The organism is Exiguobacterium sp. SH4S7, assembly GCF_004336795.1.
Lineage (GTDB): Bacteria > Bacillota > Bacilli > Exiguobacteriales > Exiguobacteriaceae > Exiguobacterium > Exiguobacterium aurantiacum_A.
Genome location: NZ_SJUT01000001.1, coordinates 789,156 through 806,509, shown reverse-complemented (window position 1 = coordinate 806,509; position 17,354 = coordinate 789,156). Strand labels below are relative to the sequence as shown.

The following is a 17,354-nucleotide window of genomic DNA, read 5'->3' as shown; positions in this document are numbered from 1 at the left end:
ATATCGTTCTACAACCATGATCGTCTCCAGAAACGACTAAACGGCTTGAGCCCTGTCGAATACAGGGCTCAAGCCGCCTAGGCTGGTTTTCATTATTTACCCTGTCTACTTGACGGGGAGCAGTTCAGATCGGTTCAGGTCTTTTTTTGTGGCGTGTTCGTCTTCAAAACAGCCGCTTATGTTACAGGGAGATTACAGAGGCATTGCCTCAATATTTCTAATCGTCAGAATATTTAAACTTTTTGAATGAAAAATAGCTTGCTTATCCGTTGGTATAATAGGCTTTAGAGCCGTTTTTATGAAAAGATGACAGTTTGCAATCACTCTGAAGGTCCGTTAAGGTTAGTGACAAGTTCGGAATATCAGTTGGGTTCGTCATCTTTATGGGAGACTTCCCACATTTCAAACCAAAACTGTTGAACAACATTGAAAGCGTACAGGAGGTAATCAAATGTTATGGCAAGAATGGGTATCCATCGCGCTTTACCTCGTGATGATGCTAACTATCGGTTACGTCGCTTATAAGCGAACGACCGACTCATCAGATTATATGTTAGGCGGCCGCAAAATGGGGCCGGGTGTTACCGCCATGTCAGCCGGAGCTTCGGATATGAGTGGTTGGATGTTAATGGGTCTTCCGGGGGCAATGTATGCCACAGGATTATCAGCGATTTGGTTAGCCGTTGGATTGGTCATCGGAGCTTACTTGAACTACTTGTTAGTCGCTCCCCGTCTACGTGTCTTCACGGAGATGGCAAATGACTCGATCACGATTCCTGACTTTTTAGAGAATCGGTTCCGAGATCACTCGAACTGGCTACGGATCCTATCAGCTTCCGTTATCATCATCTTCTTCACGTTCTATACGTCAGCTGGACTTGTGTCTGGCGGGAAGTTGTTCGAAAGCTCGTTCGGGATCAACTATCAGACCGGTGTCATCGCCACGATCAGCGTCGTCATTCTTTACACGCTCTTCGGTGGGTTCACTGCTGTTAGTTGGACAGACTTTGCACAAGGAATTATCATGTTCATCGCACTCGTACTCGTACCGGTCGTCGCTTTGACAGACGTCGGTGGGATGACGAACGCCGTCAACACGGCGACAGCGATCAACACCGATCTTTTCGACTTGTTTAAAGGGACGACAACGCTAGGGATCATCGGTCTCCTCGCTTGGGGACTCGGTTACTTTGGCCAACCGCACATCATCGTTCGCTTTATGGCGATCAGAGATGTGAAATCATTGAAGGCGGCACGCCGGATCGGTATGGGCTGGATGACCGTCTCGATCATCGGTGCGGTCATGACCGGCCTCGTCGGTATCGCCTACTTCCGTGGTCAAGGCAATCCGCTAGCAGACCCGGAGACGGTGTTCATCCGTTTCTCTGACGTCTTGTTCCACCCGTTCATCACCGGATTCTTGCTCGCAGCGATCCTCGCAGCCGTCATGTCGACTGTATCGTCGCAATTGCTCGTCACGTCGTCGGCGTTGACTGAAGACTTCTATCGTAAGTTCTTCAACAAAGATGCAAGCGATAAAACGATGGTACTCGCCGGTCGAATCGGCGTATTGACGGTCGGTGTCGTGGCGACACTCATTTCGCTCAGCCCATCGAACACGATCTTGACGCTCGTCGGCTATGCTTGGGCCGGATTCGGCTCGGCCTTCGGTCCAACGATCCTCTTGTCGCTCTATTGGACGAAGATGACGCGCCAAGGCGCACTCGCCGGTATTCTCGTCGGTGCCATCACGGTCATCCTTTGGATCATCACGGGACTCTCGAGCGTCATCTATGAGATGGTGCCAGGCTTCTTCTTGAGTATGCTTGCCATCGTTCTCGTCAGCACGTTCACGAGCCAACGCGAACAAAAACGGATCAGCCGTGAGTTCAGTGAAATGGAAACAGAACTTGCTGCCGCTAGAAAAGATTAAGTCATACAAAACGCTCGACCCAATTCACGGGTCGAGCGTTTTTTTGTCGGTTGTACTTCTTTAGTACATCGTCCCCGCCATCACCCAAAGTTGGAGGAAGAACGTGGCGAGCACGAGTGCGAGCATGGCATTTCTCATCCATCGATTTCGGTTCCAATAATACGCCATTAAGACGAACGGATGAAGCGCGGTCAATTCGTAGGGATTGAACCAAAACCAAGTGAGGATCAAGGCGAGCAGGAAGTAGAGCACCGATTTCTGTTTCGTGGCACGATACTCCCGCCACATGTCGTAAGCCCCTTTAAAAAAAGCGACGAACGTGACAACCCAAAACACGATAACAATTATATTATTCAATCACCTTACCACCTTCATGAGACGTTTTCGAAATAGAAGCCACCCCAGTAAATATGTCGATACGTGAACTCCTTGCCGCTCTCGGCCGTGATCACGATCTCGTCTTCGGTCAAGACGAGCACGTGAACGGGGACCTCCCCTTCCCGTAGCATCGGGCTGAACAGCTGGAACTGCTTGTTCAACCACTTCCGTTCCGTGAAGTCACGATAGTGGTGCAGTGCCAACGACGGGTGGACCAAGAACACTCCGACGATCAAAGCGATGGCACCAGGAGAAGCGGAGAGCTCGATCAGTAAAAACAGGACGAGCACGAGCGACAAGACCGCATAGCCGAATTCTAACAGCTCCATCAAGGAAGCCCGGCTGGCGACCACGTATTGGATGACACGAAACGTGACGTACAGCAGGAGGCTGACCATCAAGTATTGCGAAAATGGAGCGGTGCTCATTGAGATATCCAAATAAAAGAGTACCGGTAATAACATGACCCACTTCCATAATTGTAAGGCGAGGTAAAACAATGTTTGATCGATGAAACGACGATTGTGTACGAGCCGTTGCATATCCATGTTTCCCACCTCCGATTAAAAGATGTGTCTTAACGGTATCATTCCCTCAATCGTTGAATGATAACAAGCATTTGCAGGTCAATCGGAAATTTCTTTTCGTTCAATGAGCGTCGCGTTCAATAGCCCTCCAAGGAGGATGACGGAAGCCGCCAAATAAAACCAAACCAACAAGATAATAAACGCACCGAGCTGACCGTAAAACTGTTCGTAGTTGGCATATTGAGAATAGTAGCTGAAGACGTTGGAAACTGTCAATATGCCGATAGTAGCGAGTGTTGCCCCGGCCCAACTGTCACGGAACGTCCCGCGATGGCTCGGCAGCCATTTGTAGACGAGCAGGAAGACACCAAACATGACGAGCGTCCCGACGACCCAGCGGAAGTAAAACCATATTTGTGCATATCCCGCGACGATGTCGTCGACAAAAATGATCCGCGTCGACAGTTCGCGCAACGCGGTCTCGGCCACAGGGATGACCAATGAGAACGGCAGAACGAACATGAGTGCCAGCGTGACGGCGATGTCCTGGAGAGCCCCTCTTAAGAACGACTTGTTCCGGATGAGGCGATACGCATCATTCAATGACCGGACGAGCGACTGGACCGCCATTGACGAAATCCACAGCGCCGGCAAAATGCTGAGCGACGCCAGACGCAGCCTCGAGTCATCAAATATCGCCTCGATGTTCCCTTCTAGCAGTCGGTAGCTCGCTTCCGGCATGACGAGAGACAGCGCCGAGATGACGTCCCCGCTCGTGAACGGGAGCCATCCAACAATGCCGAGGACGAACAATAGGAACGGAAACGTCGACAAGATGAAATAATAAGCCAACATCGCGGCTTGATCGAAAAAACGTTCGGCAAAAAAGCGCTTGAATAAAACTTTAAACGTCTGTATCATGCTGTCTACTCTTTTCTTAATTTATTTAGTATAAATGCGGTATTTGAAATAATAATAATGTTGCTTGAAAGGCAAGAATACGACAGTCGTTGCCTATTCTTGCCTCGTCCTTAACTGATGTGTTCTCGTTTCGATTCCCACGCCTCGAGATGTTCTTTGCCCGGCAGATCGACGTCATCGCGCGAGAACACCGGATCCCGTCCGGACCGTTTTTGGGCGACGTAATCGTCGAGCAACAGTTTGGCGACTTTGCTGAGACGGAAGATGGCGTACATGTTGACGAGCGCCATCAATCCCATGAAGATGTCGGCGATCGACCAGACGAGTCCGGCCGAGCGGACCGAGCCGAACATGATCATCCCTAGCACGGCGATACGATAGATGACAACATACACTTTCCGTTCCGAGATGAACTCGATGTTCGTCTCTCCATAGTAATAGTTCGCTAAAATCGAGCTGAAGGCGAACAGCAGGATGGCGATCGTCATGAGCGTCGTCGCGACCGGTCCGATCTCCGTCAACAGCGCCTCTTGCGCGAGCTCGATACCTTGGAAGTCTTCAGAACCAGGAACCCCGGAGATCAAGACGATCATCGCGGTCGCCGTACAGATGAACAGCGTATCGACGAAGACACTGAGCGATTGGATCAACCCTTGCTTCACCGGGTGGCTGACCTCAGCGGTCGCGGCGGCGTTCGGCGCCGACCCCATCCCCGCCTCGTTCGAGAACAAGCCGCGCCGTATACCTTGAAGCACCATCGCTCCGACGGCCCCGCCGAACAATTCTTGGAAGCCTAGCACACCTTCTGAGAAGATGGCCGAGAACACGGCCGGAACGACGTCGAGATTCGTCAGCACGACCCAGAGCGCGAGCAAGATATATCCACCCGCCATGATCGGGACGATGATCCCGGACAACGTCGAGATCGACCGGATCCCGCCGAAGATGACGATCCCCGTCGCAACGGCCAAAATAACACCAATCCAGACCGTATCGATGGCGAAGACGTTATTGACAGAAAGCGCGATCGTGTTCGCCTGCACGGAGTTAAAGGCAAAGCCAAACGCGAACGTGATGAGGATCGCAAAGACGATCCCGAGCCAACGTTGACCGAGCGCCCGCTCGATGTAATAGGCCGGTCCGCCGCGCCACGCCTTGCCGTCATGCACTTTGTACACTTGGGCGAGCGTGCTCTCGACGAAAGCCGAGGCCGAGCCGATCAAGGCGATGAGCCACATCCAAAACACGGCCCCAGGTCCCCCGAGCGCGATCGCGGTCGAGACACCGGCGATATTTCCGGTGCCGACCCGTGCCGCCGTCCCGATGGCGAACGCCTGGAACGAAGACACTTGCCCTTTCTCGTGTTTGATTCCTTTGACGAACAATAACTTGAACATTTCCGGCAACATTCTAAACTGCACGAATCCCATCCGGATCGTGAAGAAAATCCCACCGGCAATCAATACAAAAATAAGAACGTACGTCCATAACAGGTCGTTCGCTTGCATGACCAATTCGCGGACATCCACTGCGCATCCCCTCCTTTTATGGAGTTCTTACCCGGTCTAGCCCCGCCAGAAACGATTCCGTCACCGCGTTGCCGCGTCCAGTATTTGTTCACAAAGGGCATGGGTCGTCAAGCTGTCCTCGGCGCGAACACAACCGTTCGGCTCCCCGTTCAACAGTTTGAGAAACGAGTCGATCATCGTCGTAAAGCCGCGCCGTGTCAAATTCGACTCCCACGGGCTCAAGGCGCGCTCGAGCATGCCGTCGGGCGTATAGTCGTAGACGCGCTCGACGTCTCGAGAGACGCGTTTTAGACCCGGTGACATCACTTCCATCACTTCTTCGGTGCAGCCGTTGTCCCGGTTCATGATGCCGACCGCCTCGACGCCGCCGGCCGTGAAATTGATCTGGAGCTGTTTGAGCGTATCCCCTTCATAACGCGTCCGAACAGACAAGTCCTCGACCGGATTGAGACCGGTCAAGTAACGGAGCGTATCGACGACGTGGACGAAGTCCTCGATGATGAACTCACGCAGCGTCGCCGGCTGATATGTACGATTCTTTTGGATCAAGACGAGGTTCGGGTTCTCGACTTCTTTGAGCGCCGCCGTCGCCGTCGCAAAACGACGGTTGAAGCCGGTGACGAGTTCGACCTCGTGCTCGTCTGCGAGCCGGACGAGACGTTCGGTCTCCTCGAGCGTGAACGTGACCGGTTTATCAATGAAGACGTGGACGCCTTGCCGAAGGGCGTACTCGGCTTGTCCGGCATGCGCTGACGTCGTCGAATGGATCAACACCGCATCCATCTCACCGAGCGGGACGTCCTCAAGCGCTCTGAAGTGACCGCTGAATCGATATTGACGGACGAGTTGTTCCGCTTTCCCCTGATCCCGCGAGACAAGATAAACGTCTATCCCGTCTAGCCCGGCATAGACCGGTAAGTACGCTTTCTTGGCAACATCACCTAAACCAACAACGACTAATTTCATTTCAACATCACTCCTCTTTCGATTGACTGAACAAAACCCCAAAGCGTCGGCCCGGGGTCGATGGTTCATTTAATGGACCGCTAAAATTTCAAAACTTGTGATTGGCTTACGAATGGCGTCCGATACGATTTGATAAAGATCAGCGAGTTGCTCGTTATCGTTCAAGTCCGGCGTTCGATCAAGCTCGACTTCACACGTTCGTGTCGTCTGCTCCTTGTCTTGAAACGCATATTCAATCGTGTATAGTTGCATGAGACGTCTCCTCTCCACTATGTATACGTATGTATTACCTGTAACTGAACGATTGAAACGCTTCAAGTACACCTAGTCAAATCGTTCATGTTATATATATTCAGAAATCCTACAATTTCCAATCATAAGCCTTGTATAATCATTCAAAGATTCCTAGAATGAACAAGTATGTACCAAGTGATTAAAGGAGTTTTTTAATGAAAGCACGATTTACTTATTTAGCCTTACCGCTGGCGATGTTTCTACTGGCCGGATGTAGCACCGAAGAAGAGACGTCTCCTATCGATGATACGATTGAAGTGACCGATTCGCAAGAAGAATCGTCCGATGTGGCTGAGTCTCAAGCGGAATCCGTTGAAGTGACCGATTCACAAGAAGAACCCGCTGTCGAGACGGAAGCGGAGGAACAACAATCGACTAGCGATCGCTTCTCTGGTTATGAACGTGTCGAAGTCGATGGTGGTGATTTATCCGGACATCGCGAGGCGAATGTTGTCGTCGACGTCGGTTTCGGAGACCGTGAGTATTGGGCGTTCACGAACGATCATGGGCAACTCGTGAAAGTGACAGCTGACGAGATCATCCTACAAGATGATGAGAGCGAGGACGTCACCTCGTCAGGACGCTACTACTGGGACGAGGCGAAAGTCCCCGGCGTTGAACATCAATCTTTAGATGAAGGACATGTCATCGCCGATTCACTTGGGGGCGTCTCTAACGCCTTTAATATCACCCCGCAAGACAGCACGCTCAATCGGCACGGGGACCAGGCTTATATGGAAAGTGTGATCCGTAGTGCGGGCGGGGCAACCGATTTCGAGGCCATCATCACGTATCCGGATACCGAGACGCAAATCCCGTCGAGCTATCAATACACATACACGTTGAAAGGCAATGTCATCGTCGACAAGTTTGACAATGTGAACCCGGACGAGGTCAATGCCGGCCTCGGTCTGACCGAGAGCGAACCAGAACCGGAGGCTGCTCCCGCTCCCGCTGCAGAGCCGGTTGGCGACGTATCAAGCGTCGATGCGAACGGGAACGGGCAAGTGACGATCCAGGAAGCGAAAGACGCCGGCTTCAGCATGCCGATCACGAGCGACCATTGGCTCTACCCGCATATGCGGGATAATGATGGGGATGGAATGGTCGGCGAATAACACGTAACCTCCCCGCGTCAGTCAACTTTTTTAACGCCGATTTCACAGTATATGTGACGACGCTCTTTCTAATTAGAGGAAGAGCGTTTCTTTTTGTTGAATAAGATATGCAGTCGAATGTTTCACGTTTCTCTTGAATGATGGTGAATCGGGATGGAACACAAATTTCCAAATTTTTAACCCCGCCTTATTAGGAGTTATTGCTGTCAGTACGGTATACATATAGTTTAGGAGGTTCAAATATGAAACGTTTAGTGGGTTTGCTGATCATTACGCAAACAATTTTGTTTGGCATGTTAATCTTTCAATTGAATGAATTAGCTGATTCTGTCTTACAGGCTGCATCTTACGTAGCAACACAAGAAGGATCGCTTGCATGGGGTGGAAACATCTCGCCTTGGTTTTTGTTTTTACTTCTCGGATTGACATTGCTAGGCGCCTATTTAACGTTTTCTAAAGAATAAGAAGCATTTTTGTCGTCCGAACAGAAAAAAGACCATAGACATGTGTCTACGGTCTGAAGTCGCTCTAGAAGCGTTTCTTTGTATCTACGAGCAATGACGACTTACTTACCTTCTGAAGTCGTCTCGACTGAACGTCTCGGCGGACGTTTGCCGAAGAACTGGTAGTACTGCGTCTCGATATTCCCGTTATACAGCTTGCGGCGCTTCGTCGCCGGGCGGCCGTAGGCTTTCTCGAAGTCTTCGTAACTCGTCAACATATAGACGCTATAACCCGGATATTTGGCATATTGCTGCCCAATCCGCTCGTACAGCTCGATGATCTCGTCTTCCGTCTGCAACCGCTCACCGTAAGGCGGGTTGCCGATGATGATCCCGTAATCCTCGGTCGGCTTGAGCGCCGCCGCATCGGTGTGGACGAACGTGATCGCGTCACGGACGTCGGCGAGGTCGGCGTTGTCTTTGGCGAGTTTGACCATGCGCGGGTCGAGGTCGATGCCGTAAATCTTGAGCGGCTTGTCCCACTCGGCTTTTTCGTTCGCTTCATTGATTGCCTCGTACCAAGCTTTCTTCGGTACACATGGCCAATCTTGCGAACAGAATTCACGGTTTAATCCCGGTGCGATATTGCGACCGATGAGTGCGGCCTCGATCGCGAGCGTACCAGAGCCTGTGAACACATCATAGAACGGCATGTCCGGCTTCCAGTTCGTCAGCTTGATCATCGCTGCGGCCATCGTCTCTTTGAGCGGTGCCTGCGAATGAAGCTCGCGGTAGCCGCGACGATGGAGCGCGTCACCCGACGTGTCGATCGTGATCGTCGCCACGTCTTTCAAGAGCGCAACTTCAATTGGATAGATCGCACCCGTCTTCGGAAGCCATTCATCCGGTTTGTTGTATCCGCGTTGCATCGCATCGACGATCGCTTTCTCGGTGATTTTTTGGCAGTCGCGGATCGAGAACAGTTGCGACTTGACCGAACGTCCGTCGACGGTGAAACGGGCGTCCCACGGCATCAGCTCCGTCCAAGGCAAGTCGACGACACCGTCGAATAGTTCCGTGAACGTCGTCGCCTTGAACTCGGCGACGACGAGTTTGACGCGGTCGGCCGTTCTGAGCCAAATGTTCAAACGGGGAATATCCTCCATCTCGGCGTCGATGTAGACGCGTCCATTCTCGATTTCACACGTGTAACCGAGGTCACGTACTTCTTTAGCGACGAGCGCTTCGATGCCCATCGCTGCAGTTGCGATCAGTTTTCGTTTTGCCATATGATCCCTACTTTCCTAATTCGTAATTGTTAAGCGTAAAATGGTCAAGTAAAAAGGAGCTCAAGTAAGATTGCTTGAACTCCTTGTCAATGTAAGTTGAGACTATGCTGCCCTGTAAGCCATGTTCTGTACTCCGGTGCTCGTAGCGGTTTCCCTGGCACGATGGAGTGACAATCATCTATCTGCGCCGCTTGGCGCCTTCCGTCCCGTTCGATTCCAGTCAGGAAGTTCCCCTACCATAGTTTGGGTTTCTCGCTCGTGGGGTTTACCTCGTTCCACTCTGAACGTTTCCGAACAGACTCCGTCACTGTGGCACTTTCAAGAAGCTTGCACCGTATCCGAAGACTTAGGTGCTTCTTCTGCCGTCAACTTGCGTTGCCTACACTTATCTTTTCGTGTAGCACGATCACTACAGCCATCACAGGCTGTGCGAGCATGGACTTTCCTCAAGACTTGCGTCCCGCGATTGTCCAGACTTCATAGTCACTTAATCATTGTAGCGGATATTGCCAAATATGACAACTAAGAAACCGAACTTGATTTTCATTGGCGTCAGCGCTAAAATAAGGCGTGTTCCATTGAACAAGGAGGGATTTTGATGCGTCAAGATGCAAAGAAAGGTTGGATCCAACGACTGACCTATGTGATCGAGATCGATGACATTAAAGCGCTCCACCCGAACAACGGCGTATTCGCCTTCTACCGTAAAAATCGACTCGTCCGAGGATTTGAGCCGTTTGACATTAAAGGACCGAATGAATTGTCTAAACGCGCTTATCACTTCGATCACCATAACTTGGCCCATTTACAGGAACGTTTTCCTGAATCGATTCCTTTATTCGACGCGTCGAAACAGACGCGACGCGTTTGGAGCGACGCCGTTCGCGTCGGTCTATGTGAAATCATCATCGACGGGAAGCTAAGTTTTGAACACATCGACGACAACGGCAACGTCTTAGAAGCGAATATCCGCTGGAGCGGTGAAGCTATCACAATCGATTAACGAATTAAAAACGCCCGCATCTTTCGACTCGTCTGTCGGAGATGCGGGCGTTTTTTTATATCGCTTCAGTCGTGTCCGTCGTTTCTTCGACGACAGGTAATGCCGGGGCATACTTCGTCGAGACGACTTTTTCGGAGATGTCGGTCGGTTTCAAGAGGACGGTAAGGCCTTCGGCGGTACTTTTACGGACCGGAAACGTTCCCGGTATATGCAGTGCCTCATAGACGACTTGATTGTCTTTATCGAGCACGGTGACGGTCCCTTTGCGCGTCGTCGTCAGTTCGAACGTCTGCGCATCGGCCACTTTGATCGCCACGGACGGTTTGACCGGGTTCACGTACGTGAATGAACGACTGGCTGAACGTTTAAATTTCCCGTCCGTCACGACCGCGGTTAGACGGTACTGCCCGCTCGGGAGCCAGTCCCCACCGGCGAACATGGTAAAAGCCGGATTGTTTGCGGTCAACGTCTTCACTTTGCGCGTTCCCTGATAGAGGTAATAAGACGTCTTCAAGTTCGGTTTGTTCGAAAGAGCCAGCTTCGCCTCCGTCACATAACGGTTCCGTAGCGTCGCTGGTGACGTGATCGTGACCGGACGCGGCGTCGCGTCAAGCAACCGCTTCGTGTTCAGTTCGGTGTACGTCTTCCCGCTGACGCGAGGCATTTTTTGAAGCAGTCCCTCGATCTCAGCCGGTGTCAAATACGGATTGACCGACTTGACGAGCGCAAGCCCAGACGAGACCATCGGCGCCGCCATCGATGTCCCATCCATGTAGATAAAACTGTTCTTGACGCCGAGCGATAAAATGTTCACGCCCGGTGCGACGATTTTCACTTGGCTATCCATGTTGCTAAACGAGGCGACACGGCGATTCGCATCGACCGCTCCGACGGCGATGACTTCTTTCATATTGGCGGGGAAAGAAGTCTTCGCGCCGTCATTTCCAGACGAGGCGACGATGACGACACCTTTCGCCCGGGCCCGGCGGATCGAGTCGGCGAGCACTTTATCGTAATCCTGTCCCCCGAGTGACAAATTGATGATGTTCGCACCTTTGGCAACGGCCGTGTCGACGGCTTTGGCGACCGTCCACGAATCCGTGAACTCTGAGTTCTTCCCGTAGAAGACGTTATAGAAATGATAGCGGACGTTCGGTGCGAGACCGGCCATCCCAAATTTATTGTGCAGTCCCGACATGATTCCGGCCGTGTGCGTGCCGTGATAGTCGACACTGTATGGCCCTTTAATCGAATTGACGACTCGTGGTACGTTATAGAGCTCTTTATGGCTCCGGTCTGCAGATGAATCGATCAAGGCGACGACAATGTCTGACGCCCCACGGGTCGTGTTCCACGCTAAATCGGTACCGGTCTGCTTGATGTAATATTGGTTCCCGACCCGCGGCTCTGTCACAACGTACCCATGCTTCTCTAACAACACCGGCTTAGACGCCCCGGCAGTCGAAGGCACGAGTAACGTCAAAGCCGTCAGTAGAAGAATTTTTTTCATCGCCTTACGCTCCATTCCAAACTTCCTAAGATTTACCCATTATCTCAAATTTCACGACGGATTTCCCTTTTTTCTTAAAAAAAGGTTGTGACATTTTTCTGACGGTTTACCAGTAGTCCGGCTCATCAGGATGTTCCATCTCAAAATCGATAATTTTACCGATCGTCAAGTACGTATAATACCGGGCCAACTCCGTCCGGTAAGGGTCCGGTGTAAAACCTTCTAAATCTTCACCGAGCGGCGAACCGTCAATCGTTTCGAACTGTTGACAGAAGAATGACTCCGTCTCTTTATTCCAGACGATATTGTCACCGATATAGCCACTTCCAAAGCGGATATAGTCGATGATCGAAGGGACGATCACTTCAGCCGGGAGCCGTTCACTCATCCGTCCGACCAATTCATAGCGATCCCGGTCCGCATAATCAGCTTGTTCAAGCGACGTACATTTCAACACTTCTTTATTGATCTCGATCAACACGACATAATCCCCAGACTCAATCGACAGCTTCATCTCTTCACCTCATCTCAATCTCCACTGATCCGTCTATGTTAACAACTATTCGGAATAAAATGCCGAAATCCTGTATACCTGTACAAATTTTCCAACGGCTCGATTCGCACAACATGATGAAATCTGTTTTTGTTATACTAAGGATATGAATCAAGAGAGGAAGTGCACTATGGCCAAACGCCCTTTGACCCCTCGTGAAAGCGAATTGATCGCGACCGCCCTGTTTGTCGTCGGGAGCGTCCCTTACGCCGGACATATCGACCGGCTCGAATCGCTGACACTTCGCGACATCGCAGACGACTACTTGTCCGGAAAACGTCCTGCCGCGGACGCCGTCGAGGCGCTCGACCAGTACATTTTCGTACGCCGCCATCGCTTTAAAAATGTTACGCCTCATAACCTATGGACGCTCGACGACCGGACCGAGCAGGAAGCGCTCCGTTATATCGTCAGACGTCCGGAATTGAAGAAAGGTGAGACGTTAAACAAGCAAAACTCGCCGTTCACGATCGGACAAGATGTCGAATTCAAAGTCGACAAACAACTCGACCGCGGGCAATTCCGCATCTATATCGGGAAATTGAACGGGTACACGATCAAAGCCCAGTCGAAAGAAAAAGACAAGCTTAAATCCGTCAAAGGCTGGATCACCCATCTCGACCGCAAAGACCGGCTCGTTTTCGTCAATATTTCCGAGTTCGGGCGCGAACCGATTGACGCCGACATGTTGGTCCAGTTCGAGGCGATGAGCGCGGGACTGCTCGGCTGGTTCGATACGGCCACCCTGCCGACCGAAGACGAAGCGAAGACGGCCAAACAAATGATCGCCACGCTACAACGACGCGACCAGCCGTATTGGTTCACACTGACCCAAGCGTTGAACCATCCTCGACCTGAACATGTGAAACGCTGGAATACGGTCGTCAACTTGCTCGTCAAAGCAAGCGCCGGTGACGCGGCCGCCGTCGAGACGCTAGAAGTCAAAGAAGACAAATACTTTAAAGACGCCTTTTTACGGGCGCTGCGATCACTTCACGCCGAGTTGACGAAACCGACGTGACCGTGTCTTGACAGGTGGCTTCGGATTACCCGAGGTCACCTGTTTTCACCGTGGTCGCCATATGGAAAGGAAGAGGGATATGCACGTATTGATCGTAGAAGACGACCCGGCCATCTTGCGCCTCATTGAAGGGACGCTGCGGCAAGCCGGACATCACGTGTCGGTCGCCATGGACGGACACGTGGCCGAGCAATTGTTTTTATCGAACCCGGCCGACGCCGCCGTCATCGACATCATGTTGCCCGGGATGGACGGGCGACAGTTGTGTCATCGCTTGAAGGAGCTCGTGGACATCCCCGTCATTTTGCTGACGGCGCTCGGGGAATGGGAAGACAAACGGAGCGGGTTCGAGCATGGCGCCGATGACTACATGACAAAACCGTTCATTCCGGAAGAACTATTATTCCGGCTTCAAGCCGTGGCCAAACGGTATGAAAAAGTCGCCGCCTCATTGATCAAGGCCGGGCCGCTCACGTTAAATCTCCGGGAATATCGCCTCACCTTCAATCAAGAGACGATTCACCTGCCAAAACGCGAATTTGAGCTGTTGTACCAGCTCGCTGCCTTTCCGGGACGCGTGTTCAGTCGCGACGAGCTGATCGAGAACGTGTGGGGGTTAGAGTTTGACGGCGACGACCGGACGATCGACGTCCACATCAAACGGCTCCGTAGCCGCCTACCTGATGAGACCGTCATGATCCGAACCGTCCGGGGCATCGGCTACACGCTCGAGGTGAAGCCATGAGATCGCTCTATTCGCGAATCGTCGTGACCGTGTTCATGATTTTACTCTTGTCGGGTGCCATCGCCCTGCTCGTCAGTAACGTCGCCTATTACACGTGGTGGCAGCCATCGTACAGCGCGAAGACTGAACAGATGGCAAGTTCCGCGCGCGGCTACTTTGACAATCATACCGATCAGGACGAGACCGCATTTTATTCGTTGCTCGCTCAAAGCGGCTACCAACTGTTCGTCGTCAAACCTGACGATCGCATCATGCGTTACGGTGGAACGTTCCGAGACGAGACGATCGATGACGAAACGATCGATGCGGTCCGCTCGGGCATCGCCTATGAAGGGATGCGCGATTACCCGTTCCACTTGTTTTTGCTCGGTCTGTTCGATAACGAGGTCATCAATACGTACGGCTTCAACGTCGCAGGGGCTGACGGGGATGATGCCGTCTTCCTACGTCCGGACTTGAGTGCCCAAATTCGTGAGCTTCATCTGTTCGTCGGACTATTTTTCGCCGTTCTGACCGCTTCGGCTTTCATCTTGATCGCCTTGGCGACCACGCTGCTCGTCCGGCCGCTTAAGATCCTCACGGCTGCGACGAGCTCTGTCGCCTCCGGAGAGCGCCCGAGTTCGCTCCCGCTCAATCGTCATGATGAGATCGGTACGCTCGCACGTCGTTTCGCCCTCATGATCGATTCACTCGAAAAGTCAGAAGGTGAACGGCGACGGTTCGTCTCGAACGTATCGCACGAATTTCAATCACCGCTCACTTCGCTCACAGGCTACGCGAGTATTCTGGCCGATCAGTCGACAGGCGAGGCGAAAGAATATGCGACGATCATCCGGAATGAGACGGAACGTCTGTCAGGGTTGACCAAACAGCTGTTGATGCTCGCCCGTCTAGATGAGGCCAACGTGTCTCTCCAGACCGAGGTCGCGATTGGCCGCTCCATCGAAGACGTGATTCGCATGCACGCGTTCGAACTCGATCAAAAAGGAGTCGCCGTCACGACGGATCTCGATGCGTCGCTCGTCGTCACGGGCGACCCCGTCTTGTTGTCGCAAGTTTGGTCCAACTTGTTGTCCAATGCGATTCATGCCTCACATGAGGGCGGGATGATCACGATCCGGGCCTACGAGGAGACACGTCCGACCGTCTCGATCCAAGACGAAGGTGTCGGTATGGACGATGCGACAAAGGCTCGCTTGTTCGAACGCTTCTATAAAGCCGATCTGTCCCGGACGAGTCGCGGCACCGGACTCGGGCTCGCGATCGCGAATGACATCGTCCGCTTGCACGGCGGGGAGCTCCTCGTCACTTCAGAGCTCGGGCGTGGCAGCGTCTTTATCGTTCGCTTGTAGGTTTGTTCATATTCCGTTCATGTTCGTCAGCTATGCTTCCTTCATCGACATGAAGGAGGTTTTTTTATGGAGTTAGGACTGAAAGAAATGTGGCGTCAAAAACGGAGGTTCTCGCTCATTTTTGTGATCACGCTGCTCATCGTCTTGTTGACGACGCTGATCACCGGACTCGCCGATGGGCTCGCTTATGATAACGGTGCGACCGTACGTGAACTTGATACAGACACGTTTCACTTGTCCGCTGACGCGGAAGGTCAATTGACGCGATCGTTCATCGAACAAGCGCCAACGGACGGTTTGACACCCCTTGCAGTCAAACCGCTCACGTTCGTGAACGAGACGAAAGTCGATGCGACCATTTTCGCCTTGCCGGCCGATTCGTCGATTGGACCGTCACTCGACCTCGAAGTCGGGGAAGTGCTCGTCGACCCGAGTTTTCTTGAGACATTTGTCGTTGGAGATACGGTCGAAGATTTCACGAGTGGGTATCGCTTCACCATCGCCGGCGTGACGGATGGACGGTTCAGCCACGCCCCGGTCGTCTGGACGACGATGGAGACATGGGCCGCCTATCAACAGGCGGCCGGTGGTCCGACTTACGTGTCTGCTTTACTTGGAGAAGGCGACACGTCCCTCTCCGCGTACACGAAACAAGAAATCATCGAGTCCGTTCCTGGCTATTCGGCCGAACAAGGCACGTTCGATATGATGCGCGGTTTTCTATTAGTAATCGGCGCATTCATCTTGACAGCATTCTTCTATATGGTGACGCTACAAAAGTTGCCAGAGCTCGGGATTTTAAAAGCAATCGGCATTCGGACACGTTCGATCGGCACAGCGCTCGTCAGCCAAGTGTTCGTCACCGTCGTCTTCGCGAGCGGCGTCGCGTCACTGATCACATGGCTGTCGACACGTATCGTCCCAGAAGCGATTCCATTTCAATTTGAGCTTGCGAACGTGATGCTCTTTAGCGCACTCTTCGTCCTCATCTCGCTCCTTGGGACGATCTTGCCACTACAAACACTACGCCGGCTCGACGCAGCTGACGCCTTAGGAGGTCGAATGACATGAAACTGACTGGCATTTATCACGCATATGAACAACCGATTTTGTCTGGGATCGACTTGACCGTCTCTCCTGGTGAGTGCATCGGGATCGTCGGACCGAGCGGTAGCGGGAAGAGTACGCTCCTGCAAATTCTCGGGTTATTGAAACAGCCGGATGCCGGGACACTCTATCTCGATACGGTCGATGTATTTACACTAGACGAAGAAGCGAGACGGAAGTTACGCCTCAATGAGATCGGGTTCGTCTTTCAAGACGCCCACCTCGTCCCGTATTTGACGGTCATTGAACAACTTGCACTCATTCAGGCGGAAAGTGACACAGACGGCGACGCGAAACAGCTGTTGACAGATTTCGGACTCGGCCATCGATTGAACGAGTTGCCGAATCGTCTCTCCGGCGGCGAACGGCAACGGGTCGCTGTGGCCCGCGCACTCATCAATGACCCGTTGCTCCTGTTGGCTGATGAACCGACAGCAAGTCTCGATTATACGAATGGCCGCCTCGTTATGGAGCGTCTCGCCGCAGCGGCGCATGAACGGAACAAACGAGTGATCGTCATCACCCACGATGAGCGCATGCTTGATGTGTGCGACCGAGTTCTCCGTTTACGAGACGGTCAGCTCGAAACGCTGTAACATGTATGTCGCATGCTTGCACACTACTCGCTTAATCGGGGGCGCTAGCATCGGGACACCCCGCTTCTG

19 protein-coding genes and 1 other RNA gene are annotated in these 17,354 nt (G+C 52.4%); 10 read left to right on the top strand and 10 right to left on the bottom strand.

Features of this window, described 5'->3' with window-relative positions:
* Together EVJ29_RS15680 and putP are read left to right on the top strand one after the other, a co-directional pair.
* Positions 1-81 (top strand): IS3 family transposase (locus EVJ29_RS15680; protein WP_131440828.1); only part of this gene is annotated, 81 nt, incomplete at its 5' end.
* A 370-nt stretch (positions 82-451) separates the two neighbouring features.
* On the top strand, positions 452-1,933 hold the full coding sequence (putP, locus tag EVJ29_RS04070; protein ID WP_131463546.1) for a sodium/proline symporter PutP: 1,482 nt from the start codon (positions 452-454) through the stop codon (positions 1,931-1,933).
* A 60-nt stretch (positions 1,934-1,993) separates the two neighbouring features.
* Here the strand turns inward: putP and EVJ29_RS04065 are convergent, their stop codons facing one another.
* The 6 genes from EVJ29_RS04065 to EVJ29_RS04040 form a co-directional block, all read right to left on the bottom strand.
* Positions 1,994-2,290: a hypothetical protein gene (locus EVJ29_RS04065; protein ID WP_236633379.1), complete on the bottom strand. Its 297-nt coding sequence runs from the start codon at positions 2,288-2,290 to the stop codon at positions 1,994-1,996.
* Between the two features lie 14 nt (positions 2,291-2,304).
* Entirely contained in the window at positions 2,305-2,859 is a 555-nt protein-coding gene (locus EVJ29_RS04060; protein ID WP_070327215.1) for a hypothetical protein, read from the bottom strand.
* Positions 2,860-2,937: 78 nt separating this feature from the next.
* Entirely contained in the window at positions 2,938-3,759 is an 822-nt protein-coding gene (locus EVJ29_RS04055) for a YihY/virulence factor BrkB family protein (RefSeq protein ID WP_070327214.1), read from the bottom strand.
* A 110-nt stretch (positions 3,760-3,869) separates the two neighbouring features.
* Positions 3,870-5,288 carry an alanine/glycine:cation symporter family protein gene (locus EVJ29_RS04050; RefSeq protein ID WP_201738974.1) on the bottom strand — a complete coding sequence of 473 codons (1,419 nt, stop codon included), beginning with the start codon at positions 5,286-5,288 and terminating at the stop codon, positions 3,870-3,872.
* Positions 5,289-5,348: 60 nt separating this feature from the next.
* Complete coding sequence (locus EVJ29_RS04045) at positions 5,349-6,254, bottom strand: Gfo/Idh/MocA family protein (protein ID WP_131504739.1); 906 nt, start codon at positions 6,252-6,254, stop codon at positions 5,349-5,351.
* A 69-nt stretch (positions 6,255-6,323) separates the two neighbouring features.
* Positions 6,324-6,506, bottom strand: coding sequence for a hypothetical protein (locus tag EVJ29_RS04040; RefSeq protein WP_016509062.1), 183 nt, complete (start codon positions 6,504-6,506; stop codon positions 6,324-6,326).
* Between the two features lie 197 nt (positions 6,507-6,703).
* On the opposite strand from EVJ29_RS04040, the gene EVJ29_RS04035 reads away from it, so the two are divergent.
* Both EVJ29_RS04035 and EVJ29_RS04030 read left to right on the top strand, forming a co-directional pair.
* On the top strand, positions 6,704-7,666 hold the full coding sequence (locus EVJ29_RS04035; protein WP_131504738.1) for a DNA/RNA non-specific endonuclease: 963 nt from the start codon (positions 6,704-6,706) through the stop codon (positions 7,664-7,666).
* Positions 7,667-7,908: 242 nt separating this feature from the next.
* Entirely contained in the window at positions 7,909-8,130 is a 222-nt protein-coding gene (locus EVJ29_RS04030) for a hypothetical protein (RefSeq protein WP_131458076.1), read from the top strand.
* Between the two features lie 101 nt (positions 8,131-8,231).
* On the opposite strand, the gene EVJ29_RS04025 is transcribed toward EVJ29_RS04030, so the two are convergent.
* Positions 8,232-9,398: a THUMP domain-containing class I SAM-dependent RNA methyltransferase gene (locus EVJ29_RS04025; protein WP_131504737.1), complete on the bottom strand. Its 1,167-nt coding sequence runs from the start codon at positions 9,396-9,398 to the stop codon at positions 8,232-8,234.
* 110 nt (positions 9,399-9,508) lie between these two features.
* An RNA gene (gene rnpB / locus EVJ29_RS04020) (RNase P RNA component class B) lies at positions 9,509-9,876 on the bottom strand.
* Between the two features lie 120 nt (positions 9,877-9,996).
* Here rnpB and EVJ29_RS04015 point away from each other — a divergent pair.
* Positions 9,997-10,401: a hypothetical protein gene (locus EVJ29_RS04015; RefSeq protein WP_070327210.1), complete on the top strand. Its 405-nt coding sequence runs from the start codon at positions 9,997-9,999 to the stop codon at positions 10,399-10,401.
* Between the two features lie 55 nt (positions 10,402-10,456).
* Here EVJ29_RS04015 and EVJ29_RS04010 read toward each other — a convergent pair whose 3' ends face one another.
* Together EVJ29_RS04010 and EVJ29_RS04005 are read right to left on the bottom strand one after the other, a co-directional pair.
* Complete coding sequence (locus tag EVJ29_RS04010) at positions 10,457-11,911, bottom strand: S8 family peptidase (RefSeq protein WP_236633378.1); 1,455 nt, start codon at positions 11,909-11,911, stop codon at positions 10,457-10,459.
* Between the two features lie 106 nt (positions 11,912-12,017).
* The gene (locus EVJ29_RS04005) at positions 12,018-12,425 is read right to left on the bottom strand and encodes a hypothetical protein (RefSeq protein ID WP_131440802.1); all 408 of its coding nucleotides are present in this window, start codon (positions 12,423-12,425) and stop codon (positions 12,018-12,020) included.
* A 169-nt stretch (positions 12,426-12,594) separates the two neighbouring features.
* Here EVJ29_RS04005 and EVJ29_RS04000 point away from each other — a divergent pair, with 169 nt between their 5' ends.
* The 5 genes from EVJ29_RS04000 to EVJ29_RS03980 all read left to right on the top strand — a co-directional run bounded on the left by EVJ29_RS04000 (position 12,595) and on the right by EVJ29_RS03980 (position 17,285).
* Positions 12,595-13,485, top strand: a complete 891-nt coding sequence (locus EVJ29_RS04000; RefSeq protein WP_131489710.1) for a hypothetical protein — start codon at positions 12,595-12,597, stop codon at positions 13,483-13,485.
* A 79-nt stretch (positions 13,486-13,564) separates the two neighbouring features.
* On the top strand, positions 13,565-14,230 hold the full coding sequence (locus EVJ29_RS03995) for a response regulator transcription factor (RefSeq protein WP_131489709.1): 666 nt from the start codon (positions 13,565-13,567) through the stop codon (positions 14,228-14,230).
* The gene (locus EVJ29_RS03990; protein ID WP_131504736.1) at positions 14,227-15,582 is read left to right on the top strand and encodes a sensor histidine kinase; all 1,356 of its coding nucleotides are present in this window, start codon (positions 14,227-14,229) and stop codon (positions 15,580-15,582) included. Before EVJ29_RS03995 ends, EVJ29_RS03990 begins: the two co-directional genes overlap by 4 nt.
* A gap of 66 nt (positions 15,583-15,648) precedes the next feature.
* Complete coding sequence (locus EVJ29_RS03985) at positions 15,649-16,653, top strand: ABC transporter permease (RefSeq protein WP_131504735.1); 1,005 nt, start codon at positions 15,649-15,651, stop codon at positions 16,651-16,653.
* Positions 16,650-17,285, top strand: coding sequence for an ABC transporter ATP-binding protein (locus tag EVJ29_RS03980; protein WP_131504734.1), 636 nt, complete (start codon positions 16,650-16,652; stop codon positions 17,283-17,285). Before EVJ29_RS03985 ends, EVJ29_RS03980 begins: the two co-directional genes overlap by 4 nt.
* Positions 17,286-17,354 lie beyond the last annotated feature (69 nt).